The organism is Allochromatium palmeri, from assembly GCF_009720725.1.
Lineage (GTDB): Bacteria > Pseudomonadota > Gammaproteobacteria > Chromatiales > Chromatiaceae > Thermochromatium > Thermochromatium palmeri.
Window position 1 is genome coordinate 1 of record NZ_WNKT01000012.1, and the last position, 21,569, is coordinate 21,569.

Below are 21,569 nucleotides of genomic sequence, written 5' to 3' on the forward strand. Positions count from 1 at the left end.
GTTCAACAACGTCTCAAGCGTCCCGGGGCGTGGTGGCGCCTTGAGCAGGCCGAGGCCATGCTGGCGCTACGCCTCAACCGCGTCAATGGCCACTGGGAGGACTATTGGCAAGACCTGATTAAACAAGCGGCCTGACAACGACGTGGCGCGCATCAGTTATGGTCGCACCCAAACGCTCAGGTTCAAATTGAAATCTTCAGCCTCCGTCAAGAAATCCAACGCCTCGGGCCGCTCGACCCGCGATCCCCAGCAACCGCGCGCGAATGTGCAGTCCGGGGAGGCGTCGAAAGCGCCACAATATCTCCAGATCGATGAGCAGACAGATGGTCAGCGTATCGATAACTTTCTGCTGCGTGTCCTCAAGGGCGTACCGCGCAGTCATCTCTACCGACTGCTCAGACGCGGTGAAGTGCGGGTCAACAAGGGTCGGATCAAGGCCGAGTACCGCCTGCGCACCGGTGATCTGGTGCGTATTCCGCCGATCCGGCTCGGTGAGTCGGCACCGCCGGGACGCGCGCCCGAAGCGCAACTGGCACGCCTGGAGCGCGCGGTCATCTATGAAGACGAGCGGCTGCTGGTGATCGACAAGCCGTCGGGCCTGGCGGTGCATGGCGGCAGCGGTCTGAGCTATGGCCTGATCGAGTCACTGCGCCAGTTGCGTCCCGGACGCGAACTGGAGCTGGTCCACCGGCTCGACCGCGACACCTCGGGCTGCCTGGTTATCTGCAAGCGTCGCAGCGCACTGCGCGAGCTGCATGCCTTGATCCGCGAGGGCGGCGGCATGGATAAGCGCTATCTGGCCCTAATCCTGGGCGAACTGCCACGCCCGGAACTGCTGGTCGATGCGCCGTTGAAGAAAAACGTTCTGAGCAGCGGCGAGCGTCTGGTCCGGGTCGATGCGCACGAAGGCAAGGCGGCGCGCACCCGCTTTCGGCGTTTGCAGCGCTTTACCATCGACGGCCAGCCACTGACGCTGGTCGAGGCGGAACTCATCACCGGCCGCACCCATCAAATCCGTGTCCATGCCGCCCATCTCGGCGCACCGCTGGCGGGCGATGACAAATATGGCGACGAGGCGGCCAATCGCCGACTCAAGGGCTATGGGCTGACACGGCTCTTTCTGCACGCCGCCGCGCTGAGTTTCAAACTCGATTACATGGCCCGTCCACTGCGTCTGGAATCGCCCTTGCCGAATGAACTACAACAGGTGCTGAACGCCCTGGAGAATTAACGCGTGAATTTCGAACTGATCGTTTTCGACTGGGATGGAACCCTGATGGATTCCGAGGCGCTGATCGTCACCTGCATTCAGGCCGCCTTCCGTGACCTGGGGCTTCCCGAGCCGACGCCCGCAGTGGCCCGCGACGTCATCGGACTTGGATTGGAGCAGGCCATGGAACGGTTGTTGCCCACGGGTGACGCGGCTTTGCACACCGAGGTCGCACTTCAATATCGCCGTCATTTCCTGGGCGGCGATCAGGCGCCCTCTGTGCTGTTTCCGGGCGCGCGCGAGACGCTCGACTGGATGACCGGGCAGGGCTACCGGCTGGCGGTGGCCACCGGCAAGAGTCGCACGGGTCTGAACAAATCGCTCGACGAGAGCGGACTGCGCAGCGTTTTTCATGCCACGCGCACCGCCGACGAGACCTTTTCCAAGCCGCATCCACAGATGCTGCTGGAACTGATGGACGAGCTGGGCGCGCGCCCCGAGGAAACGCTCATGATCGGCGACACCGAATACGATCTGCAAATGGCCAACAATGCCGGTGTGCGTTCGCTGGCGGTCTGCTACGGCGTTCATACGCCGGAGCGGCTGCTGGCGTGTGAGCCGCTCGCCTGTCTCGATTCGCTCCGGGCCGTTCGCGCCTGGCTGACCGAACAGGCCCGTTGAGACATCCGACGCCCCCACTGTTTCGAGGACACGCATGAACTGGACATTTTGGAAGAAACGGCGCGAGCCGATGCCTGCACCCGGTCAGCCGGACTGGGAACGCGCCCTGCTCAATCGGCTCGCTGTCGAGTATCTGGACGATCAGCGCAAGCGCCGGCGCTGGTCGACGGTATTCAAGCTCCTGATCCTGGTCTATCTGATCGGCGTACTGATCGTTGCCAACAGCGCTGGGCTGTCGGATGCCGTCAAGGTCGGTGAGGACCATACGGCGCTCATCGAAGTCAAGGGCGTCATCGCATCCGACTCGGACGCCAGCGCCGATCGTGTCATCACGGCACTGCGCGCGGCTTTCGAAGCCAAGCACGTCAAGGGCATCATCCTGCGCATCAACAGCCCCGGCGGCAGCCCGGTTCAAGCCGGCTACATCAACGACGAGATCAAACGGCTCAAGGAAAAATACAAAAAGGACCACAAGGATAAGGACATGCCAGTCTATGCCGTAGCGGTCGATCTCTGTGCCTCGGGCGGCTATTACGTCGCTGTCGGCGCCGATGCTATCTATGTCGACAAGGCCAGTCTGATCGGCTCCATCGGCGTGCGTATCGACAGCTTCGGTTTCCAGGAGGCGATGGCGGACCTGGGCATCGAGCGCCGTCTGCTGACGGCGGGCGCTAACAAGGGCATCCTCGATCCCTTCTCGCCGCTCGATGCCGCTCAGCGCGACTTCATCCAGAGCGTGCTCGACCAGCTGCATGGTCAGTTCATCGACGAGGTCAAACAGGGGCGCGGCGACAAGCTCAAGGGCGGCGATGAACTCTTCAGCGGGCTGTTCTGGAGCGGTCAGGAAGCGGTCGCACTGGGATTGGCTGATGGCTTCGGCAGTTCCAGCCAGGTGGCGCGCGAGATCATCGGCGCCGAGAAGATCGTCGAATACACCAAGAAGCGCGATCTGCTCGACTCCATCGCCAAGCGCTTCGGGGCCTTGGTCGGACTCGGGATGATGGAGAGCCTGGGTGTCTCTAGCGGGCTGAGCCTGCCGCGCTGAATCCAGTCGCGGGTGTCCGCCTCTCGATCAGAGCTGCGGATGCCATTTCACTGGGTCAGAGCGGTCTGGATGGCCTCCAGATCCAACTGCTCGAAATAGGCTTCGATCGCGCGGCTGTCAGCCAGTTGACTGCCCTTGCCCTGAATTACCAGCCGATTGCCGACCATGAGCGTGATCTCATAGTCGGTGCTGTCGGCGGCGTGCTCCAGCATGCCGCGATAGCCCTTGAACGAATAGGTCTGCATGTCCTGGTTGTTCTGCATCACGAAGGGCATGGACATGGCCATGGTCAGCATGGGCATCAGGGGTGAGTCGGCCATCAGGCTGAGCGTGATTTCGGCGCCGTCCTCGCGTCGATAGTGCCGGGTCAGGGTCGTGCCTGTGATCATGGCCGCCATGCCGCCGGACTGTGACTCGGGCGCCTCGGCCGTCCAACCGGCGAGCGGCTCGGGCAGGAGCTTCACCAGATTGGCTGTCATCTGCTCCTGGATCTTGGCCACCGCGAAATTGAGCGTCTCGATGGCGGTTCTCAGCTCACCCGACTCATAGGCTTTGTGGGCGATATCGAGCTGGTCGGTCACCTCGTCGGCCCGAACCGGTGCGACAAGACAGAGACTGGTGGCCAGGACGAAGAATGGAGCGCGTGAGAGCATGTGCATGTGACTCTAATGGGATCGGCGCGCGCCGGCGAAGTCGGTGCGCGCCTGGATCGAGGTTATTGAACGCTACCGAACGACTTGTCGACTGCGCCTGAGGGGGCCGTCAGACCGGCGAAACGGCAACCCTGGGCGACCGGGCCGCCTGGAAAGAGACCATAGAGGTACTTGATGCCGCCCTGGGCGTGGAAGGATTCGTCGAGTGCATCATGGAGTTCGCGGACATTGGGGTGGTCATGGCGCCCGAAATAGTCCTGTAGCGCCTGAATCGTGCGCCAGTGATCGGCGGTGAGTTCGAGTCCGTCGTGCTGGGCCGCCTCTTCGGCGACCGAGCGGTTCCAGTCGACGGGGGCCTGCGGAAAGTCGGGATCGGTCGCGGGGATCGCGTTTGGATTGAGGATCCCGCTCATGGTCGTGGTTGTCATATTCGTCCTCCCGAGCGTGTTATGTCTCAGTGATGTTGGCCTGGCTCCGGCCGGTGATGGGTGCGTTCACGCCTGCCCATGACGTCATCCTATCGTCACACTGGAGTGTCGAGCCTTTCGCGAGCGAGTTCAATACGGATTCCTACCCCCGCGAGCGACGTCTGTAGTCCCAGGGTGTCTGATGCGTGCCCCGGCGGCTCCAGATGCCGCGCTTGGCCGCCTGCGCTTCACGCTCGGCACTAAAATAGCGCCGGCTGTTGCAGTACTGCGGGTAGACCGCCGCCTGACCGTTCTCGACCTGCTCCAGATTGAGCAGTCGCGGCTCGGCGTCCGTGGTGTAGATCTCGCCGACCGTGCGCCCGTACTGATCCTGGTCGATCTTGAGCAATCGCACCTCGCTGGGTGTAATAGACTTGAGCGCATCGCGCGAGCGCGTGCCCCAGGGTTTCTGTGCCATTTCGGGCGCGTCGATGCAGTAAAGGCGCACCTTCACCAACTGGGTGCCGCAGCGCAGACGCATCGTATCGCCGTCGCTGATCTTCTCGACCCGACAGTCCTTGCCGCTCAGGGGGAGCTTCCAGGCGTTCGGGATCAGATCGCCGCCCCAGTGCTCGACGGCCCAGAGTCCGAGCACAGCCAGGGCGACTCCGCCGACCGAACGCGCCGAGAGCCGCCCTGGGTTTCTGAGTTTCGAGCGCAGATAGTGCTTGAGGAAGGTTTGCAGTCGCATGTCGGGTTCGGCCTCAAGCCTGTCCCTTCTCGCGCAGTCGCCATTGGAAATGGCTCAGCAGCCTGGAGCGGACCTTCTTTTCTTTGTGCTTGGCGGCGGCGGCCAGACGCTTCTCGGCCACGCCGATCAGGGTTTCCTGAGCGCCCTTCTTGCTGTCGTCTTCAGGTATGCGTTGAGTGTAATTGCCGTTGGCGTCCATGTCCCAGGCCGAGCGGGTGTCGGCGAACTGCACATCCAGGATCAGACGCAGCTCCTGACGCAGCTCGGGATTCTCGACCGGGGCATGGACCTCAACCCGGCTTTCGAGATTGCGCCGCATCATGTCGGCCGAGCCGATGTAATACTCCTCCTCGCCGCCGTTGCGGAAATAGATAATGCGCGCGTGTTCGAGGAAGCGTCCAATGATCGAAACCACGCGCGCGCGCTCACTGATGCCGGGCAGACCCGGACGGAAGCGGCAGGTGTCGCGCACGATCAGATCGACCTGCACCCCGGCGCGGCTGGCCTTGTAGAGCGCGCGCGTGATGTCGGCGTCTTCGAGGGCGTTCATCTTCATCTGGATGACACCGCCGCCGTCCTCGCGCTTGTGGTGCTCGATCTCGCGGTTGATCTTGTCGATCAGGGCGCGCTTGAGGTTATAGGGCGCAGCCAGGATCTTGCGGTAGCTCGGCGGCGGCGAGTAGCCGGTGAGGTAGTTGAAGAGTTCGGTCAGATCCTGCCCGATGTCTTCGTCGCAGCCGAGCATCCCGAGATCCGTGTAGAGCTTGGCGGTCCCGGCGTGATAGTTGCCGGTGCCGATATGGTAGTAGCGGCGCAGTTGTGAATAGTCGCGACGGACGATGAAGATCAGCTTGCTGTGGGTCTTGAGTCCCATGACGCCATAGTTGACATGGATGCCCTCGGCTTCAAGCCGCCGCGCCCACTGGATGTTGGCTGCTTCGTCGAAACGCGCCTTGAGCTCGACCAGCACCGCGACCTGTTTGCCGTTGCGCGCGGCCTGGATCAGCGAATCCAGGATGGCCCCGGCGGAGGTGCGGTAGAGCGTCATCTTGATCGCCAGCACCTTGGGGTCATCAGCCGCCGTGCGCAGAAAACGCTCGACCGAGGTGCTGAACGGCTGATAGGGATGCTGGAGCAGGATCGGGCCGCTCTCGCGGATGATATGGAAGATGTTGCGCCGATCCTTGGCCAGCAGCGGATGATCGACCGGACGGTGGGGTTTGTCGTGCAGATCCGGGATCTCGATGCCGGCGATCTCGAACAGATCGCGCAGGGCGAACATGCCCTCGACCTCGATGACGTCCTCGGCCTCGTTCAGACCCAGCTCGGCGGCAAGCATGCCGCGATGGGTGGCTTCCATGCCTGGATCGACTTCCAGCCGCACGATGGGCGCGAAATGGCGCTCGCGCAGTTCGCTCTCGATCATCTCCAGCAGGTCGTTGGCTGCTTCCATGTCCGGCTCGACGATGGCGTTGCGGGTGACGCGGAACAGCGCGCAGGAGACGAACTCCATGCCCGGAAACAGCATGTCGAGGTTGTTGACGATCAGGTCTTCGAGCGTGACATAGGTGTGGGTGCCGTCGACCGAGACCAGGCGTTTGGAGACGTCCTTGTGCACAGGAACCTTGAGGCGGGCCATGTAGATCTCGGTGCCGCCGGGGTAGCGCAGGGTGACGAGCAGATTGAGCGCCAGGTTGGAGATGAAGGGGAAGGGGTGCGCCGGGTCCATTGCCAGAGGCGTGAGCATGGGGAAGATGTTGGCGCGGAAGTGTTCGCGCAGGCGCTCGCGGGCGTCGTCGGGGAGATCCTTGTACAGCAGGATCCGGATGTCGTAGGCGTCGAGTTCACGCATGAGTTCGACATGGATGCGACGCAGTTCGGATTGGAATTCACCCACGGCCGCCTGGCATTCCTTGAGCTGCTGGGCCGGGGTGCGCCCGTCGAGTCCGGCGGTATGGATGCCGGCGGCGATCTGCTGTTTGAGACCGCCGATGCGCTTCATGAAAAACTCATCGAGATTACTGCTGACGATGGCCAGGAACTTGACCCGCTCCAGGAGCGGGGTACGCAGATCCTCGGCTTCGTGGAGCACGCGGCGGTTGAAGGCGAGCCAGGTCAGTTCGCGACTCAGGTAGAGGCTGGGATCGTCGAGGTCGATTTCAGGCGGCGGGAGCGGGATCTCCTCGGCGGTCGACTCGATGCGGGTCGCGTCTTCGGTCAGGGCTTGGCTCGTGCTCATGGCGGTCTCGGTCCTCGTCGGCATGGATCTTCAAATTCTATACCCAATAGATGTCGAGATTGCATTACGCGCCAGGAAAGCGTGATCGATCACACAGGATTTGGCTTGTACAATCGCACCGATGAAAGACACTGTGATCGATGATCTGTTCGACCGCGCTGCCGGGCCGGTCCGTCCCTTCGAGTTCGATGCCGATGTGGCGCGCGTCTTCCCTGACATGGTGCGCCGCTCGGTGCCGGGCTATGCCGAGCTGGTTGGTCTCAGCGGACTGATCGCGCGGCGCGTGGCGGGGCCGGGGGCGCGCTGTTATGACCTGGGTTGTTCGCTGGGGGCGGTGACGCGCTCGATCCTGCGCCAGACTGGCCCGGATGTCTCGGTGATTGCGGTCGACAATGCGCCGGCGATGATCGAAGGTCTGCGCGCGCGTCTGGCCGATGAGTCCAGCATCGATGCCGGGCGGGTCAAGACGCGATGTGCCGACATCCAGTCGATCGCCATCGAACAGGCGAGCCTGGTGGTGCTCAATCTGACACTCCAATTCGTCCCCATCGAGGAGCGGCTCGGACTCCTGCAACGCATCCGCGCCGGGCTGGTGCCAGGCGGGGTACTGATCCTGGCCGAAAAGTTTGCCGCTCCCGTGGGGCGCGAAAGCGACTGGCTGACCGCTCTGCACGAGGATTTCAAACGCGCCAACGGTTACAGCGAGCTGGCCATCGCGCGCAAACGCACCGCGCTGGAACAAGTGCTGATCCCCGAAAGGCTGGAGGAACACGAGCGCCGGCTTGCCGAGGCCGGTTTCGCCGGCTCGGTGCGCTGGTTCCAAAGTCTCAACTTCGTGGCCTGGCTAGCATGGACCTGACGCCATTCAACCCCTTTCTGGAGCGTCTGACCCAGACGGCACTCGCGCCCTGGGTCGAACCGCTGTCAGCCGCCGTGGGCGAACGTCTTGGACAGCGCGCACATGGTGATCTTGTGCGCTGGGAAGCGGCGCTGGCCGCGCTGCCCGAACTACCGCCCGGTCGAGCCGTGCTCGATCAGTCCGGCGTCGGTCGTCATTCGGATCATCCACTTCCGCCCGAGATCGCCGCCCGTCTGCGCACAACCCTGCTGGAACTGCATCCCTGGCGCAAAGGACCATTCCGCCTGCATGATCTACAGATCGACACCGAATGGCGCTCGGACTGGAAATGGGATCGACTCGCCCACGCAATCGACCCGCTAGATGGACGGCTGGTGCTCGATGTTGGTTGCGGTAACGGCTATCACGCCTGGCGGATGCTGGGCGCGGGTGCGCGGCTGGTCATGGGGATCGACCCGACCCAGGTGTTTCTGTGCCAGTTCCTGGCCATCAACCGCTATCTGGCGCGTGACGATCTGGCCGTACTGCCGCTCGGCATCGAGGATCTGCCGCCCGGACTGACCGGCTTCGACACGGTCTTTTCGATGGGCGTGCTCTATCATCGCCGCTCGCCGCTCGACCATCTGGCCGAATTGCGCGCCCTGTTGCGCCCGGGCGGCCAGCTCGTGCTGGAAACCCTGGTTCTCGACGGCGAAGGGCCGCAAGCGCTGGTGCCGCCCGACCGCTATGCCAGCATGCGCAATGTCTGGTTCATCCCGAGCGTCGAGGCGCTCGCGGTCTGGATGGGGCGGCTCGGATTCAAGGACGTCGATGTCGTCGACGTCAGCCGCACCACGGTCGAGGAACAACGCCCGACCGAGTGGATGCGCTTCCAGTCCCTGCCGGATCATCTCGACCCGGCAGACCCGCGCCGCACCATCGAGGGCCATCCGGCCCCGGTGCGGGCGATCCTCATCGGTCGAGCCTGAGCACCCATGAACGCTGTCATCGCTATTTTCACCGGCGCCGGTCTCGGCGCGCTGCTGCGCTGGTTCCTCGGCCAGCGACTCAACGCCATCGTCCCAAGCCTGCCGCTCGGCACCCTCGCTGCCAACCTGCTCGGCGGCCTGCTGATCGGCCTGGCCATCGCCTGGCTCGGACGTCATCCCGGTCTGCCGCCCGAACTCCGTCTGCTCGTCATCACCGGCTTTCTCGGTGGCCTGACCACCTTCTCGACCTTCTCCGCCGAAGTCGTCACCCTGTTGTCCAAAGGCGAACTGCTCTGGGGCCTGACCGCGATCGGGGTGCATCTGATCGGCTCCCTGAGCATGACGGCGCTGGGGATCTGGCTCGTGCATCTGCTGCTGGCGCGTACTTGATCAGAGGCGCCATAGACGCCATCACCGTGATTTCAACCACTGGAGACCTCGAACCATGTCGAGCTGCTTTCTGAAATTCTATGTCGCCGAGAGCCGTCGTCATCATCACACGCTGATCTACGAATGGCTGCTGGAGGAGGCCAAATCGTTCGGACTCCAGGGTGGCTCGGCCTTTCGCGCCCTGGCCGGTTTCGGCCGCCACGGTCGGCTGCACGAAGAACGCTTCTTCGAGCTATCAGGCGACCTGCCGGTCGAGGTCGGCTTCGTCGTCAGCGAGGACGAAGCCAACCGCTTTCTCGACCACATTGGCCGGGACGGGCTGGATCTCTTCTACATCAAGATGCCGGTCGAGTCCGGCGTGACTGACGCGCACCGCTCATGATCCGCAGCGGTTTTGAGCCTTAAGCACCGCGAGTTTTAGGCAAAGCGAAAAAGTCGGAATATAATCAAGCGTTCACAGAACCGTCTTGAAACACTGGACGGCGAAGCGGATATAGACCCCATGACTCGGGTGTGAAGGTGTTGATTCCAAACCGAGTGGGCGCATATCAAAAACCCAGAGATTCACTCAAGAAAGCGGAGCCAGGAGCATGACCGGAGCCTCAGCCGTCGAAGACATCGTCAAGTCAGAATACGAGCACGGCTTCACGACCCAAATCGAGTCCGATACCCTGCCGCCGGGATTGGACGAGGAGGTCGTGCGGGCCATCTCCCAGCGCAAAGGCGAGCCTGAGTTCATGACCGAGCAGCGCCTCAAGGCGTACCGGCACTGGCTGACCATGCGCGAACCCGAGTGGGCGGCCGTCGACTATCCCAGGATCGATTTTCAGGCCATCTCCTATTACTCGGCGCCCAAGCGCCCCGAGGACATGCCCAAGAGCCTCGACGAAATCGACCCGCTGCTGCTCGAAACCTACAACAAGCTCGGCATCCCGATCGAGGAACAGAAAGCGCTGGCCGGCATCGCCGTCGATGCAGTGTTCGACAGCGTCTCGGTGGCGACCACCTTCCGCGCCACGCTCGCCGAGGCCGGAGTCATTTTCTGCTCCATCTCCGAGGCACTGCACGATTACCCCGAGCTGGTCAAACCCTATCTGGGCACGGTCGTGCCCTATACCGACAATTTCTACGCCTGTCTCAACGCGGCTGTGTTCAGCGACGGCACCTTCGTCTATGTGCCCAAGGGCGTGCGCTGTCCGATGGAGTTGAGCACCTACTTCCGCATCAACGCCCGCAACACCGGCCAGTTCGAGCGCACCCTGATCGTGGCTGAGGCCGGCAGCTATGTCAGCTATCTGGAAGGCTGCACCGCGCCCCAGCGCGACGAGAACCAGCTCCACGCCGCCGTGGTCGAGCTGATCGCGATGGAAGACGCCGAGATCAAGTACTCGACGGTGCAGAACTGGTATCCGGGCGATGCCCAGGGCGTCGGCGGCATCTACAACTTCGTCACCAAGCGTGGCGACTGTCGCGGCGCACGCTCCAAGATCTCCTGGACCCAGGTCGAGACCGGCTCGGCCATCACCTGGAAATATCCGAGCTGCATCCTGCGCGGCGATGGCTCGGTCGGTGAGTTCTATTCGGTCGCCGTGACCAAGGGCCGCCAGCAGGCCGATACCGGCACCAAGATGATCCATATCGGCAAGAACACCAGTTCCACCATCGTCTCCAAGGGCATCTCGGCCGGCGAGGGCCGGCAGACTTATCGCGGACTGGTGCGCATCGGTCAGCGCGCCGAGGGCGCGCGCAACCACACCCAGTGCGACTCGCTCCTGATCGGCGACCGCTGCGCCGCCAACACCGTGCCCTATATCGAGGTCAAGAATCCCTCGGCCAAGATGGAGCACGAGGCGACCACCTCCAAGATCAGCGACGATCAGCTCTTCTACTGCCGCTCGCGCGGTCTGACCGAGGAAGACGCGGTGTCGATGATCGTCAACGGCTTCTGCAAGGAGGTCTTCAACGAGCTGCCGATGGAGTTCGCGGTCGAGGCTCAGAAGCTGCTCAGCATCAGCCTGGAAGGCGCGGTCGGCTGATCGCGCGTCCGTTCAATCCAATTTCAGCCAAACCGCGTCATTGCTGACGCCGGGCGAGTCTGGCGCCCGACGCGGTTCAGGAGTCACAACGATGTTGTCTGTCAAGGGCCTGCGGGCCAACGTGGGTGATAAAGAGATCCTCAAAGGACTGGATCTGGAGATCGGGCCAGGCGAGGTCCACGCCATCATGGGACCGAACGGCTCGGGCAAGAGCACGCTCTCGCATGTCCTGTCGGGACGCGATGGCTACACAGTCACGGCCGGCTCGGCGACTTTTGAGGGTCACGACCTGCTCGAACTCGAACCCGAGGAACGCGCCCAGCTCGGACTCTTTCTCGCCTTCCAGTATCCGGTCGAGCTGCCGGGCGTGAACAACACCTATTTCCTCAAGGCCGCGCTCAACAGTCTGCGCAAGGCGCGCGGCGAGCCGGAACTCGATGCTGTCGCCTTTCTGCGCCTCATCAAGGAGAAGCTCAAGATCCTGCATCTTGACGACTCGCTCCTGAAGCGCGCCGTCAACGCCGGTTTCTCGGGCGGCGAGAAGAAGCGCAACGAAATCTTCCAGATGGCCCTGCTGGAGCCAAAATTCGCCATCCTCGATGAGACCGACTCCGGACTCGATATCGATGCCCTGCGCGTGGTCGCCGAGGGCGTCAATGCCCTGCGCTCGCCCGAGCGCTCCATGATCGTCGTCACCCACTATCAGCGGCTGCTCGACTACATTCAGCCCGATTATGTGCATGTCCTGGCGCACGGTCGCATCATCCGCTCAGGCGGCAAGGAACTGGCGCTGGAGCTGGAGGAAAAGGGCTACGGCTGGATCGACGCGGAGCTGGCGGCATGAACGCGCCACTGCACAGCGGTCTGGAATACTGGTTGAACGCGCCGGACGACGGACCGGATCTCGCCTGGCTGGATGAACGTCGCCACGGGGCGCGCGCACGACTGAGCGCCCGGGCACTGCCGCATTCCAAACAGGAAGCCTGGCGTTACACCAGTCTCAAGAGTTTGCTCGAACAGCAGTTTACCGCCATCGACGAGCCGCTGAGCGCGCTCCAGCCGGAAGATCTCGACACGGTCCTGATCCCTGGATTCGAGAGTCATCGTCTGGTGCTGGTCAATGGGCGCTATGCGCCTGAGCTGTCGATGCTGGGCGAGCTGCCGGCGGGCGTGCGCATCGGCGGACTGCGCGACTGGTTGCAGCACGATCCCGAGTCGCTGCGCGGACAGCTCGACGCGGCGCTGGGCGACTCGGAGGCTTTTTTCGCCACGCTCAACAGCGCTGGGCTGGACGATGGTCTGGTGGTTTGGCTGGAGCGCGGCGCCGTGCTCGAACGCCCGATCGAACTCATCCATCTCTCGGTCGGACTCGACGAGCCGCGCGTGGCCCAGCCGCGTCATCTGGTGCATCTGGAGGCCGGCGCCCAGGCACGCTTGATCGAGCGCTATGTCAGTCTGGGCGAGGCGCTCTATTGCACCAACGCGGTCATGGAGGTCGTGCTCGGGCGCGATGCCGTACTCAAGCACGAACGGTTGCAGATGGAAAGCCGCAACGCTTTTCATCTCAGCGGCTTCTATCTGCTCCAGGACGAAAACAGCCGCTACTCAGGGATCAACATTGGCCTTGGCGCGCGCTGGGCACGCACCGATCTCAATACCCGTTTCCGGGGCGAGCAGGCTGAATGCGTGCTGCACGGACTCTATCTGGCCGGTGACGGTCAGTTGCTCGACTACCATCTCGACGTCGAGCACGCCGTCCCGAACTGCCGCAGTGAGGAGAACTTCAAGGGCCTGCTCACCGGGCAGGGGCGGGCGGTCTTCGACGGTCGGGTGCTGGTTGCCAAGTCGGCGCAGAAGAGCGATGCGGCTATGTCCAACCGCAATCTGATGCTCTCCGAACAGGCCGAGATCGACACCAAGCCGCAGCTCGAGATCTATGCCGATGACGTGCGTTGCAGTCACGGCACCACGGTCGGTCAGATCGAACCCGAGATGCTGTTCTATCTGCGCTCGCGCGGCATCGACGCCTCGCAGGCGCGGCGGATGCTGTGTCTGGGGTTCGCCGGTGAGGTGATCGATCAGCTCGGTGTCGAGGCGGTACGCGAGCATGTGGCCGCCGCGGTCGGGCAGCGTCTGACCTGACAGCAATGGGCGAAGTGAATTGAAGATATTGAGTCAAACCGCGCCTGGTGTCTCGCGGAGGAAGTAATGAACAGACTGGCCCGCTTTGCCGGTTTTGGCCGGCGCAAGCAAGAATCTGAAGCACAGGATGGAGACACGACTGTCCTCCACGAGGAGGAGGTCGAGGTTTCCGTGGAGCGCATGGACCCCGAGGAACTGCGCGAGCCGATCATCGCCTCGCTGCGCGGCGTCCATGACCCCGAGATCCCGGTCAACATCTATGACCTGGGTTTGATCTATCGCATCGACATCGCCGCCAATGGCGATATCTCGGTCGACATGACGCTGACGGCGCCCGGCTGTCCGGTCGCCGGCATGATGCCGCTGATGGTCAAGAGCGCGGTCGAGCGGGTCGAGGGTGCGGGGCAGGTCAGCGTGCAGCTGGTGTGGGATCCGCCCTGGAACGCCGACAACATGAGCGATGAGGCGCGACTACAGCTCGGCCTGATGTAAATACGCCTTGGCCGTGAGGCGATTATGGCGTGTATCAGCACCTGATTTGAGACAGATTTTCGACGCTCTGTTAGGTGCAAATGAATTCGCACCTAACAGAGCGTCATCCGTTCAAATCACTCTGACCCGATCGGCTGTTCCGATACGGCGATGAGCACAGGCGCGGTCAACTCAGCGGGCAACTGCGTGAACTTCTTGACCAGCGACGGCCAGAGCAGGTTGTAGTACAGCTCGCCGCGCACCAGTACCACATCCTTGGCTGGAATCTCATAGTTCAGCTCACGGGTCTCGTGCGGCTGCAAGCGCGTGTCCTCGCCCGGCTTGGTGGCGGTCGGCGGTGGGGCCGGCTTGCCATGGTCGTCGGCCAACCCATAGGCGAAATAGGCGCGCGGGTCGTCCTTGGACGGATGACCGGCGGCATTCTCCCACACCACCTCACCACTGGCGTCATAGGCCGTGAGCTTCAGATAGAGATTGCGGAAGGGCGCACCGGTCGGCATGGCGTGCGGCTGGAGATTGCGAATCCAGACCTGGGCGTCGATGGTCTCGTCACCGGCGTTGGTCGTCAGATCGAAAACGATGGAACGCTTGAGCATCCCCTCGTGATGACCGCCGCCCATGGTGTGATCAGCGAATCCGCCCGCGACCGGCATGTGACAGCTCTGACAAGCCACTTCGCTGCCGCTCTTGATGAACTCGTTGCCGGTCTGACACAGCGGCACGCCCTGCGGATTGTCGCGCTGATCGTGGCAGCCCATGCAGGCATCCGAGGTGCGCATCAGACGCGGATTGGCTTCCATCGTCAGGGCTGGGATGGTCTTGCCATCCAGGTCGACCGGCTCGCCCAGATGCGGATTGGGTTTCGGATCGACTGCGGCGTCGACCGCACCGCCGAAGAGATCGTCGGCGCCGGCCTTGAGCCGCTCCAGTTCACGCGGGAAGCCGAGCGGCGCCTGGAGGGTGTCGGCTAGCGCATAGGCCTTGATGCCATAGCGAATCTTGCCCTGTTCGTCCTGAATGCCGTTGTAGGTCTTGAGGGTATGACAGGCGACACAGTTGACGCCTTCACTATAGGCCGGGTGCGCGTCGAGCTTGGTGGTTTGGTCGCGCGCGGCATTGGGGGCGTGACAGTTCAGACAGAGCGGAAACTTGCCCGATTTCTTGTGGATCATGCCCTCGGCGGTCGGATCGCCGACTTCCTGCTGGTAGAACGCGCCATGGATGGGATCGGAGAGCGCGGTGCTCTGGGCATGCATGGATCCTTTCCACTGACGATAGATGTCCTGATGGCAGTTCGCGCAGACCTCGGATGAGACGCGGTAGATGGGTTCGGCCTCTGACTCGGCCAGGGCGCTGGGGGACTGGATGGCCAGCGCCGCGAGCGCCAGCCAGCCGGATGTCATGAGCGAGATGATTGATCGCTGTCGTATCACGGGTGTCACTCCTCTGCTTGGATTCGCCCGGTTGTGGTTGGGCGTCATTGTTATTGAGCGCTTTTATTGTGGTCGATGAGGCGGTGCCTGGTCTAGTCGGTGTGTGACGGTGAGCATTAAATATCCGCATCGTCTATTTGTTTATCCGTAATTCATTATTCTTTAATAAACAAATAGTCGTAAATTCTTATTTTCAAAGCAATTGCCCGAGCGCCCGAAATCACTAATAATCTGAATTGATAATTCTCAATCCTGAAAAATGTTCGGGGTCATTCAGATGCGCAAGGGGTTCGAGACGATCGGTGGACAGTGGGTGGGGGTCTTGGTTCTATTGGGATGGATGCTGGCCGGACCGGCACTGGCCGAACCGGTCAAGCTTGACCCAAGGCACTGGGGGCATGAAGCCGGCGAGAAGTGTGTGAGCTGTCATTCCAAGGCGTCGAGCGGATTGGCCAGTCAATGGCGCGAGAGTGCCCATCACGCGGCCGGTGTCAACTGCATGGACTGCCATCAGGCCGAGCGTTCCGACCCGGACTCTATGGTGCACGAAGGCCAGATCATCGCCACCATCGTCTCGCCCAAGGATTGCGGGCGCTGCCACCAGAAGGAGTACGAAGAGCAGCAGGGGTCGGTCCATGCCGAGGCTTTCGCGCTCATCGAAGCGCGCCTGCCGGCCCTGGCTGACCATGTCGGCGGTCCGATCATGCGTGCCGCCTCCTGTGATCAGTGTCACGGGTCGCGGGTCGGTGTGCAGGGCGACGGCCGGCTCGATCCCGCCACCTGGCCGAACTCCGGCATCGGGCGCATCAATCCAGATGGCTCCAAGGGCTCTTGCTCGGCCTGTCATGGCCGCCATCGCTTCTCCAAGGCCCAGGCGCGCGAGCCGGAAGCCTGCGTGCGCTGTCACTCGGGACCGGATTCTCCCGACAAGGAGATCTTCGAGGCCTCCAAGCACGGCATGGTCTATGCCGCTCACCGTCACGAGATGAACCTGGACGCGCCTGAATGGGTTGCCGGACGCGACTATACAGCCGCGCCGACCTGTGTCACCTGTCACATGGGCGCCGCCGGTAAGCTGCCCTCGACTCATGATGTCGGCATGCGCAATGCCTGGAGCCTCAACAGCCCGGTGTCGAACCGTCAGTTTCTGGTCGTCTTTGAGGATGGCGCCAAGATGGAGCTGCCCGAGGGGGCGGAGATCCCCAAGCGCGGCGCCGAGCTGACCCGGCTCGATGGCACCGTCGGTCAGGTCAAGACCCTGGCCGCGCCCGACCGCCGGCGTCAGGCCATGTCCATGGTCTGTCTCGAATGTCACGCCAAGAGCTTCACTGAGAGCTTCATGAGCCAGTTCGATGCGGTCGTCGAGCTGTTCAACGACAAGTTTGGCCGTCCGGCCCGCGACGTCATGGCCGGACTCTATGCCGCTGAATTGCTCACGCCCACGCCTTTCGACGAGCCGATCGAGTTCACCTATTGGGAACTCTGGCATGACGAGGGCGCGCGTGCCCGTCACGGCGCCTCCATGATGAGTCCCAATCATGCCTGGTGGGAGGGGATGTATGTGGTGGGGCGCAATTTCTATGCGCGCTTCCTGCCTGAGGCACGCGCCATCGCCGGCGAGCGCGCGGACGAGCTGGTCGACGCGGTGATTGGCGCGGTCGAGTCGCATCAGTGGCTGAACGATCCGGGGCAGTCGAGTCCGATCCTGGGCTTTGCACGCGACACGCACGAGGAGGCCGAGTAATGGCCGGCTCAGGTCTGTTCAGTGTCATCACGCGCCCGGTGGTGATTGCCCTGGTGATCGGCGGCATCGGCGGCATGGTGTTCATCGGCTTTCTCAACGAATTCCATCATTTCGCCAGCCGCAACGAGTTCTGTACCAGTTGTCATTCCATGACCTTCGCCGAGACGGTCTACCAGCAATCGGCGCATTACAACTCGGCCTCCGGGGTACGCGCCTCCTGTGGTGACTGTCATGTCTCGCCGGGGTTGCTGGCCTCGACCTGGGACCATGTCGTGGGCGCCACGGATTTTTTCAAGCAGCTCTTCGGTGAGAACTACGACGATCCGGTCATCAACGCGCTCCATCTGCCTGAATCGGCCTTCATGGCGCGCGAGTGGTTTCGCAAGCGCGATTCAGCGAGCTGTCGGTACTGTCATGTCCAGGAGGCGATCCAGGGCGAGCGCACCCACACGGCCGCCATCCATCGCGAGGAAACCGAGGGCAAGACCTGTATCGACTGTCATACCAATCTGGTGCATCGACCGGTGCCGGACGAGCGCACTTTCAAGCGCGACGCCTGGAATCGGATGATCGAGGAGGAATTCGGTCTGGAGCCGGGCACGGCCGACAGGCTGCTGGCCAAACCACGCCCGGAGTGACGGGGTCTGACCAGAAGACGCTGGATGAGCCGAGATCGGAACGCCGCGCGTTACGAGCAGGGTTTTGAATGCCTTGGAATGAAGGCGATGAGCAACGCGATCCCCAGCAGCAGCGGACCGCTCAGAACCAGCGGCAGCGAGAAGGGCGCGACGGCCAGCAGTCGGCCGGTGGCTTCGACGAACAGCAGCAACAGGGTTCCCGACGTCAGCAAGCCAGCTGACACCAGAACGAGCGTGCGCATGGCGGTACAAGACGACATGATCAGCCTCTGCAATTTCACTAAATAAGTTCATTCTAATATTTAATGGTGCAATTGCAAGGCCGAAAAGCCCTGTGTTCGCCAGCCAGGCGATGGATTCAGCACTGAACCCATCCCGGCCGGCGGCGATCGCGATCAGTCCTTCTTGGCGTCCTCGCCTTCGGGCTTCAGGCGCACGATCTCTTCATTGAGTTCGATCATAGCGTTGTTACGCATATCGGCGAGCTTCTCGCCGAGCTTCTGGCGCTTGACGAGCGCGGCCAGTTGCTCCTTGGCGTCCTCGAAAGCTGGCGGCTCGGCCTTGCGGGTCTCCTGAAGCTCGATGATGTGCCAGCCGAACTGGGTCTGGACCGGCTCCTTGGTGTAGGAGCCCGGCTCCAGCTTGCTTACGGCCTCGGCGAAGGGAGCGACCATCTGCGCCGGATCGAACCAGCCCAGATCGCCGCCGTCCTTGCCGGTCGGTCCCTCGGAGTGCTTCTTGGCCAGTTCATCGAACTTGGCGCCCTTTTCCAACTGTTTGATCAGCTTCTTGGCCTCGGCTTCGTCCTTGAGCAGAATGTGGCGCGCCTTGTATTCGGTGCGGGTGGCCTGCTCCTTGACCCGGTCATAGGCTTCCTTCAGTTCCTTTTCACTCGGCTCGATCTCCTCGGCCATCGCCGAGAGTGCGGCGTTGGACATGACCTTCATGCGTTCGAGTTCCAGCGCCGCGACCACGTTGCGATCACCTTCAAGTTTGCGACGATCGCCTTCCTGCGAGGCCACGACCAGGTTCATGAATTCATCGAAAAGCTGCTGCTGGACAGCCGGATCATTGTTGGTCGGGCGTCCCTGGAGGCGCTCCATGAAGAAGACGCGGAACACATCGAGCTTATATGGTGTGCCATTGACCGTAGCGATCAGGGTCTCCGGCGAGTCGGTGTCCGGCGCCTCCTCGGCGAAGGCGCTGCCGGTCGTGAGCAGGGTGCAAAGCAACAGTGCAAGCGGTGTTTTCTTCATAGAAAGATATCCATTGATTGAACAGAATACAGTGGTCAGAACTGGGTGATCTGGCCGGGACGTCGTATGAACAGACCTGAAGCCCGAGATTCAGGGCAAGACCTGTTTGAACGGTTTGACGCTGACGGCGCTGTAGACGCCGGCTTCACGATAGGGATCGGCCGCCGCCCAGGCCTCGGCCGTGGCCAGATCGGCAAACTCCGCAACGATCAGCGAGCCGGTGAAGCCGGCCTCGCCGGGGTCCGGGCTGTCGATGGCCGGATGCGGACCGGCGAGAATCAGCCGTCCCGCATCACGCAGGGCCTCCAATCGGGCCAGATGCGCCGGGCGCGCCTGCAGGCGTGCCGGCAGGCTGTTGGGTTGATCGACAGCGATGATGGCGTAAAGCACGTCAATCCGTCTCCAGGGCTTGGGGTTCAGGGTCTTCTTTGATATGGCGCGCGAGATAGAGCGATTGCGCGATCACAAAGGCGATCGTCAGTCCCATCATACCGAAGAGCTTGAAGTTGACCCAAGTCTCCTCGCGTGCCTGGGCGGTGTTGCAGAGATCGAGCACCGCCCCGGTATAGAGCGTCGCGCAGGCAGAAAGATCCACGCCGGATTCTCCCGTCGTCGCGAGCAGCGCCTGATGCGCCTCGTAAAAACCGCTGCCGACATAGACCACAAACAGGTTGGCCAGCCCGAGAAAGACGAAGAACAGGCTCCAGAGCGCATTGAGCCGCGTCCAGATCGGCTTGGGCAGCTCGATGGCCTGGCCCATCAGGCGCTCGATCAGGGTGCGCTCGCCGATCCAGTGGCTGCCGATGAAGGCGGCCGCGAACAGCCAGTTGACCAGGGTCGGCTTCCACATCACAAAAATCGGATCATGGAGCGCGATGGTCAGACCGCCGAAGACGATCAGCAGTCCGAGCGTGGCCAGCGGCATCGTTTCGACCCGACGCTGACGCGCCCACAGCCAGGCGACCTGAAGCGCTGAAGCGCCGATGGCCACAGCCGTCGCCCAGTAGATGCCGGCGAACTTGTAGGCGATGAAGAAGAGCAGGATCGGAAGAAAGTCGATGAGGAGTTTCATGAAGATCTGGTGCTTGAAAACAATCGCGCGAGCATACGGCTTGAGGGCGCTCGGGGTAAAGCCGCGTGCATCCCTTGTCGACTGATTGGCCTTGCTATAGTGTCGCGCGGGAATCGCAATTTTTCGACAACGACTCAACTCGACACATTACGGGGGATGATGACGGTGGAACAGATAACCGCTTGGATCAACGTCTTGAACGGCTGGGTCTGGGGGCCGCCGATGTTGATCCTGATTCTGGGGGTCGGCTTCTTTCTGATGCTGGGGCTGCGCTTGATCCCGCTCATCAAGCTTGGCTTCGGTTTCCGCATGCTCTGGCGCGGGCGCGTCAAGCAGGGCGATGGCGACATTCCACCCTATCACGCCCTTATGACCGTGCTCTCGGCGACTGTCGGCACGGGTAACATCGCCGGCGTGGCCACGGCCATCTTTCTCGGCGGACCGGGGGCGCTGTTCTGGATGTGGTGCACGGCCCTGGTCGGCATGGCGACCAAGTACGCCGAGGCCGTACTGGCAATGCACTATCGCGAGGTCGACGGCAAGGGCCGCCATCTCGGCGGTCCCATGTACTACATCAAGCAGGGGCTGGGCCAGAAATGGCTGTGGATGGCGACGGCCTTCGCTATCTTCGGCGTGCTCGCGGGCTTTGGCATCGGTAACACGGTCCAGGCCAACTCGGTAGCCCATGCGACCCATGACGCGTTTGGCGTGCCCTTCTGGATCACGGGCGTGGTGATGGCGGTGCTCGCCGGTCTGGTGCTGCTCGGCGGCATCAAGCGGATCGGCGAGGTCTCGGCGGCGTTGGTGCCGCTGATGGCGATCATCTATGTCAGCGGCGGTCTGGTGGTGCTGGCGCTCAATAGCGATCAGATCATGCCGGCGCTGCATCTGGTGTTCACGCAGGCGTTCAACCCGACAGCGGCGACCGGCGGTTTCGCGGGTGCCACGGTTGCGGCAGCGATCCAGTATGGCGTGGCGCGCGGCGTCTTCTCCAATGAGGCCGGTCTTGGCAGCGCCCCGATCGCTCATGCGGCTGCGCAGTCGAACGATCCGATCGCGCAGGGCGCGGTGGCCATGGTCGGTACTTTCATCGACACGCTCGTCATCTGTAGCATCACGGGTCTGGTGATCCTGGTCACGGGTGTCTGGGACTCGGGTGTGACCGGCGCGGCGCTGTCCTCACAGGCGTTCGAGAGCGCGCTCCCCGGTGTCGGCGCCTACATCGTGGCGATTGGGCTGATGCTCTTCGCCTATACCACCACGCTCGGCTGGAGCGTCTATGGTGAGCGCTGTGCCCAGTATCTGCTCGGCGACCGGGCCGTCCTGCCGTTCCGGGTGCTCTGGGTGCTGGCGCTGCCGATCGGTGCTATCGCGCAACTGGACTTCATCTGGCTGGTGGCCGATACGCTCAACGCGCTCATGGCCCTGCCCAATCTGATTGCGCTGTTGTTGCTCAGTCCAGTCGTCTTCCGTCTGACCCGTGACTATTTCGCGCGTCCGCGATTAGAGTCGTCAGCCGAGGAAGCCTGAGTCGACCGGACCTTGAACCGCGC

General features: G+C 62.5%; 23 protein-coding genes and 1 pseudogene. 15 read left to right on the forward strand and 9 right to left on the reverse strand.

Annotated features, from left to right (window positions below):
- The 4 genes and pseudogenes from GJ668_RS07645 to GJ668_RS07660 form a co-directional block, all read left to right on the forward strand.
- Positions 1 to 135: pseudogene (locus tag GJ668_RS07645) on the forward strand (ISKra4-like element ISTvi1 family transposase); the annotation flags it as partial.
- A 52-nt stretch (positions 136 to 187) separates the two neighbouring features.
- Positions 188 to 1,231 carry an RluA family pseudouridine synthase gene (locus tag GJ668_RS07650; RefSeq protein ID WP_155449566.1) on the forward strand — a complete coding sequence of 348 codons (1,044 nt, stop codon included), beginning with the start codon at positions 188 to 190 and terminating at the stop codon, positions 1,229 to 1,231.
- A gap of 3 nt (positions 1,232 to 1,234) precedes the next feature.
- On the forward strand, positions 1,235 to 1,891 hold the full coding sequence (locus GJ668_RS07655) for an HAD-IA family hydrolase (RefSeq protein WP_186342958.1): 657 nt from the start codon (positions 1,235 to 1,237) through the stop codon (positions 1,889 to 1,891).
- 34 nt (positions 1,892 to 1,925) lie between these two features.
- Positions 1,926 to 2,936 (forward strand): S49 family peptidase, encoded by a 1,011-nt coding sequence (locus tag GJ668_RS07660; RefSeq protein WP_155449567.1) that lies wholly within the window; start codon positions 1,926 to 1,928, stop codon positions 2,934 to 2,936.
- A 47-nt stretch (positions 2,937 to 2,983) separates the two neighbouring features.
- Here the strand turns inward: GJ668_RS07660 and GJ668_RS07665 are convergent, their stop codons facing one another.
- The 4 genes from GJ668_RS07665 to ppk1 form a co-directional block, all read right to left on the reverse strand.
- Positions 2,984 to 3,589 (reverse strand): hypothetical protein, encoded by a 606-nt coding sequence (locus GJ668_RS07665; RefSeq protein ID WP_155449568.1) that lies wholly within the window; start codon positions 3,587 to 3,589, stop codon positions 2,984 to 2,986.
- 62 nt (positions 3,590 to 3,651) lie between these two features.
- Positions 3,652 to 4,017, reverse strand: a complete 366-nt coding sequence (locus tag GJ668_RS07670) for a TusE/DsrC/DsvC family sulfur relay protein (RefSeq protein ID WP_246194698.1) — start codon at positions 4,015 to 4,017, stop codon at positions 3,652 to 3,654.
- A gap of 142 nt (positions 4,018 to 4,159) precedes the next feature.
- Positions 4,160 to 4,747, reverse strand: coding sequence for a thermonuclease family protein (locus tag GJ668_RS07675; RefSeq protein WP_155449569.1), 588 nt, complete (start codon positions 4,745 to 4,747; stop codon positions 4,160 to 4,162).
- Between the two features lie 13 nt (positions 4,748 to 4,760).
- Positions 4,761 to 6,986 carry a polyphosphate kinase 1 gene (ppk1, locus tag GJ668_RS07680; RefSeq protein WP_155449570.1) on the reverse strand — a complete coding sequence of 742 codons (2,226 nt, stop codon included), beginning with the start codon at positions 6,984 to 6,986 and terminating at the stop codon, positions 4,761 to 4,763.
- Between the two features lie 121 nt (positions 6,987 to 7,107).
- On the opposite strand from ppk1, the gene cmoA reads away from it, so the two are divergent.
- The 8 genes from cmoA (at position 7,108) to GJ668_RS07720 (ending at position 13,873) form a co-directional block, all read left to right on the forward strand.
- On the forward strand, positions 7,108 to 7,845 hold the full coding sequence (cmoA, locus tag GJ668_RS07685) for a carboxy-S-adenosyl-L-methionine synthase CmoA (RefSeq protein ID WP_155449571.1): 738 nt from the start codon (positions 7,108 to 7,110) through the stop codon (positions 7,843 to 7,845).
- Complete coding sequence (cmoB, locus tag GJ668_RS07690; protein ID WP_222930761.1) at positions 7,836 to 8,813, forward strand: tRNA 5-methoxyuridine(34)/uridine 5-oxyacetic acid(34) synthase CmoB; 978 nt, start codon at positions 7,836 to 7,838, stop codon at positions 8,811 to 8,813. The genes cmoA and cmoB overlap by 10 nt, the downstream gene beginning before the upstream one ends.
- A gap of 6 nt (positions 8,814 to 8,819) precedes the next feature.
- The gene (gene crcB / locus GJ668_RS07695) at positions 8,820 to 9,203 is read left to right on the forward strand and encodes a fluoride efflux transporter CrcB (RefSeq protein WP_155449572.1); all 384 of its coding nucleotides are present in this window, start codon (positions 8,820 to 8,822) and stop codon (positions 9,201 to 9,203) included.
- A 55-nt stretch (positions 9,204 to 9,258) separates the two neighbouring features.
- A complete protein-coding gene (locus tag GJ668_RS07700) occupies positions 9,259 to 9,585 on the forward strand; it encodes a DUF190 domain-containing protein (RefSeq protein ID WP_155449573.1) in 327 nt (108 codons plus the stop codon).
- A 208-nt stretch (positions 9,586 to 9,793) separates the two neighbouring features.
- Positions 9,794 to 11,239 (forward strand): Fe-S cluster assembly protein SufB, encoded by a 1,446-nt coding sequence (gene sufB, locus GJ668_RS07705; protein WP_155449574.1) that lies wholly within the window; start codon positions 9,794 to 9,796, stop codon positions 11,237 to 11,239.
- 91 nt (positions 11,240 to 11,330) lie between these two features.
- Complete coding sequence (gene sufC, locus GJ668_RS07710; RefSeq protein WP_155449575.1) at positions 11,331 to 12,083, forward strand: Fe-S cluster assembly ATPase SufC; 753 nt, start codon at positions 11,331 to 11,333, stop codon at positions 12,081 to 12,083.
- Positions 12,080 to 13,381 carry a Fe-S cluster assembly protein SufD gene (gene sufD / locus GJ668_RS07715; protein WP_155449576.1) on the forward strand — a complete coding sequence of 434 codons (1,302 nt, stop codon included), beginning with the start codon at positions 12,080 to 12,082 and terminating at the stop codon, positions 13,379 to 13,381. Before sufC ends, sufD begins: the two co-directional genes overlap by 4 nt.
- A 66-nt stretch (positions 13,382 to 13,447) precedes the next feature.
- Complete coding sequence (locus tag GJ668_RS07720) at positions 13,448 to 13,873, forward strand: SUF system Fe-S cluster assembly protein (protein WP_155449577.1); 426 nt, start codon at positions 13,448 to 13,450, stop codon at positions 13,871 to 13,873.
- 116 nt (positions 13,874 to 13,989) lie between these two features.
- Here GJ668_RS07720 and GJ668_RS07725 read toward each other — a convergent pair whose 3' ends face one another.
- The gene (locus tag GJ668_RS07725; protein ID WP_343032189.1) at positions 13,990 to 15,306 is read right to left on the reverse strand and encodes a cytochrome c family protein; all 1,317 of its coding nucleotides are present in this window, start codon (positions 15,304 to 15,306) and stop codon (positions 13,990 to 13,992) included.
- Positions 15,307 to 15,565: 259 nt separating this feature from the next.
- Here GJ668_RS07725 and GJ668_RS07730 point away from each other — a divergent pair, with 259 nt between their 5' ends.
- Complete coding sequence (locus GJ668_RS07730) at positions 15,566 to 17,050, forward strand: multiheme c-type cytochrome (protein WP_246194699.1); 1,485 nt, start codon at positions 15,566 to 15,568, stop codon at positions 17,048 to 17,050.
- The gene (locus GJ668_RS07735; RefSeq protein WP_155449578.1) at positions 17,050 to 17,688 is read left to right on the forward strand and encodes a cytochrome c3 family protein; all 639 of its coding nucleotides are present in this window, start codon (positions 17,050 to 17,052) and stop codon (positions 17,686 to 17,688) included. Before GJ668_RS07730 ends, GJ668_RS07735 begins: the two co-directional genes overlap by 1 nt.
- Before the next feature lie 50 nt (positions 17,689 to 17,738).
- Here GJ668_RS07735 and GJ668_RS07740 read toward each other — a convergent pair whose 3' ends face one another.
- The 4 genes from GJ668_RS07740 to GJ668_RS07755 all read right to left on the reverse strand — a co-directional run bounded on the left by GJ668_RS07740 (position 17,739) and on the right by GJ668_RS07755 (position 20,016).
- Entirely contained in the window at positions 17,739 to 17,948 is a 210-nt protein-coding gene (locus tag GJ668_RS07740; RefSeq protein WP_155449579.1) for a hypothetical protein, read from the reverse strand.
- 135 nt (positions 17,949 to 18,083) lie between these two features.
- Positions 18,084 to 18,944, reverse strand: coding sequence for a peptidylprolyl isomerase (locus GJ668_RS07745; RefSeq protein WP_155449580.1), 861 nt, complete (start codon positions 18,942 to 18,944; stop codon positions 18,084 to 18,086).
- A gap of 90 nt (positions 18,945 to 19,034) precedes the next feature.
- Positions 19,035 to 19,334 carry a YciI family protein gene (locus tag GJ668_RS07750; protein WP_186342959.1) on the reverse strand — a complete coding sequence of 100 codons (300 nt, stop codon included), beginning with the start codon at positions 19,332 to 19,334 and terminating at the stop codon, positions 19,035 to 19,037.
- A gap of 1 nt (position 19,335) precedes the next feature.
- Positions 19,336 to 20,016 carry an inner membrane-spanning protein YciB gene (locus GJ668_RS07755; protein WP_155449582.1) on the reverse strand — a complete coding sequence of 227 codons (681 nt, stop codon included), beginning with the start codon at positions 20,014 to 20,016 and terminating at the stop codon, positions 19,336 to 19,338.
- 165 nt (positions 20,017 to 20,181) lie between these two features.
- Between GJ668_RS07755 and GJ668_RS07760 the strand changes: the two genes are divergently transcribed.
- A complete protein-coding gene (locus GJ668_RS07760) occupies positions 20,182 to 21,546 on the forward strand; it encodes an amino acid carrier protein (RefSeq protein WP_186342960.1) in 1,365 nt (454 codons plus the stop codon).
- Positions 21,547 to 21,569: the final 23 nt, after the last annotated feature.

Bases quoted from the DNA above. Each gene is read 5' to 3' on its own strand.
- GJ668_RS07660 (WP_155449567.1), top strand. From the start codon at position 1,926: ATGAACTGGACATTTTGGAAGAAACGGCGCGAGCCGATGCCTGCACCC.
- GJ668_RS07665 (WP_155449568.1), bottom strand. From the start codon at position 3,589: ATGCTCTCACGCGCTCCATTCTTCGTCCTGGCCACCAGTCTCTGTCTT.
- GJ668_RS07670 (WP_246194698.1), bottom strand. From the start codon at position 4,017: ATGACAACCACGACCATGAGCGGGATCCTCAATCCAAACGCGATCCCC.
- GJ668_RS07675 (WP_155449569.1), bottom strand. From the start codon at position 4,747: ATGCGACTGCAAACCTTCCTCAAGCACTATCTGCGCTCGAAACTCAGA.
- ppk1 (WP_155449570.1), bottom strand. From the start codon at position 6,986: ATGAGCACGAGCCAAGCCCTGACCGAAGACGCGACCCGCATCGAGTCG.
- cmoA (WP_155449571.1), top strand. From the start codon at position 7,108: ATGAAAGACACTGTGATCGATGATCTGTTCGACCGCGCTGCCGGGCCG.
- cmoB (WP_222930761.1), top strand. From the start codon at position 7,836: ATGGACCTGACGCCATTCAACCCCTTTCTGGAGCGTCTGACCCAGACG.
- crcB (WP_155449572.1), top strand. From the start codon at position 8,820: ATGAACGCTGTCATCGCTATTTTCACCGGCGCCGGTCTCGGCGCGCTG.
- GJ668_RS07700 (WP_155449573.1), top strand. From the start codon at position 9,259: ATGTCGAGCTGCTTTCTGAAATTCTATGTCGCCGAGAGCCGTCGTCAT.
- sufB (WP_155449574.1), top strand. From the start codon at position 9,794: ATGACCGGAGCCTCAGCCGTCGAAGACATCGTCAAGTCAGAATACGAG.
- sufC (WP_155449575.1), top strand. From the start codon at position 11,331: ATGTTGTCTGTCAAGGGCCTGCGGGCCAACGTGGGTGATAAAGAGATC.
- sufD (WP_155449576.1), top strand. From the start codon at position 12,080: ATGAACGCGCCACTGCACAGCGGTCTGGAATACTGGTTGAACGCGCCG.
- GJ668_RS07720 (WP_155449577.1), top strand. From the start codon at position 13,448: ATGAACAGACTGGCCCGCTTTGCCGGTTTTGGCCGGCGCAAGCAAGAA.
- GJ668_RS07730 (WP_246194699.1), top strand. From the start codon at position 15,566: ATGTTCGGGGTCATTCAGATGCGCAAGGGGTTCGAGACGATCGGTGGA.
- GJ668_RS07735 (WP_155449578.1), top strand. From the start codon at position 17,050: ATGGCCGGCTCAGGTCTGTTCAGTGTCATCACGCGCCCGGTGGTGATT.
- GJ668_RS07740 (WP_155449579.1), bottom strand. From the start codon at position 17,948: ATGTCGTCTTGTACCGCCATGCGCACGCTCGTTCTGGTGTCAGCTGGC.
- GJ668_RS07745 (WP_155449580.1), bottom strand. From the start codon at position 18,944: ATGAAGAAAACACCGCTTGCACTGTTGCTTTGCACCCTGCTCACGACC.
- GJ668_RS07755 (WP_155449582.1), bottom strand. From the start codon at position 20,016: ATGAAACTCCTCATCGACTTTCTTCCGATCCTGCTCTTCTTCATCGCC.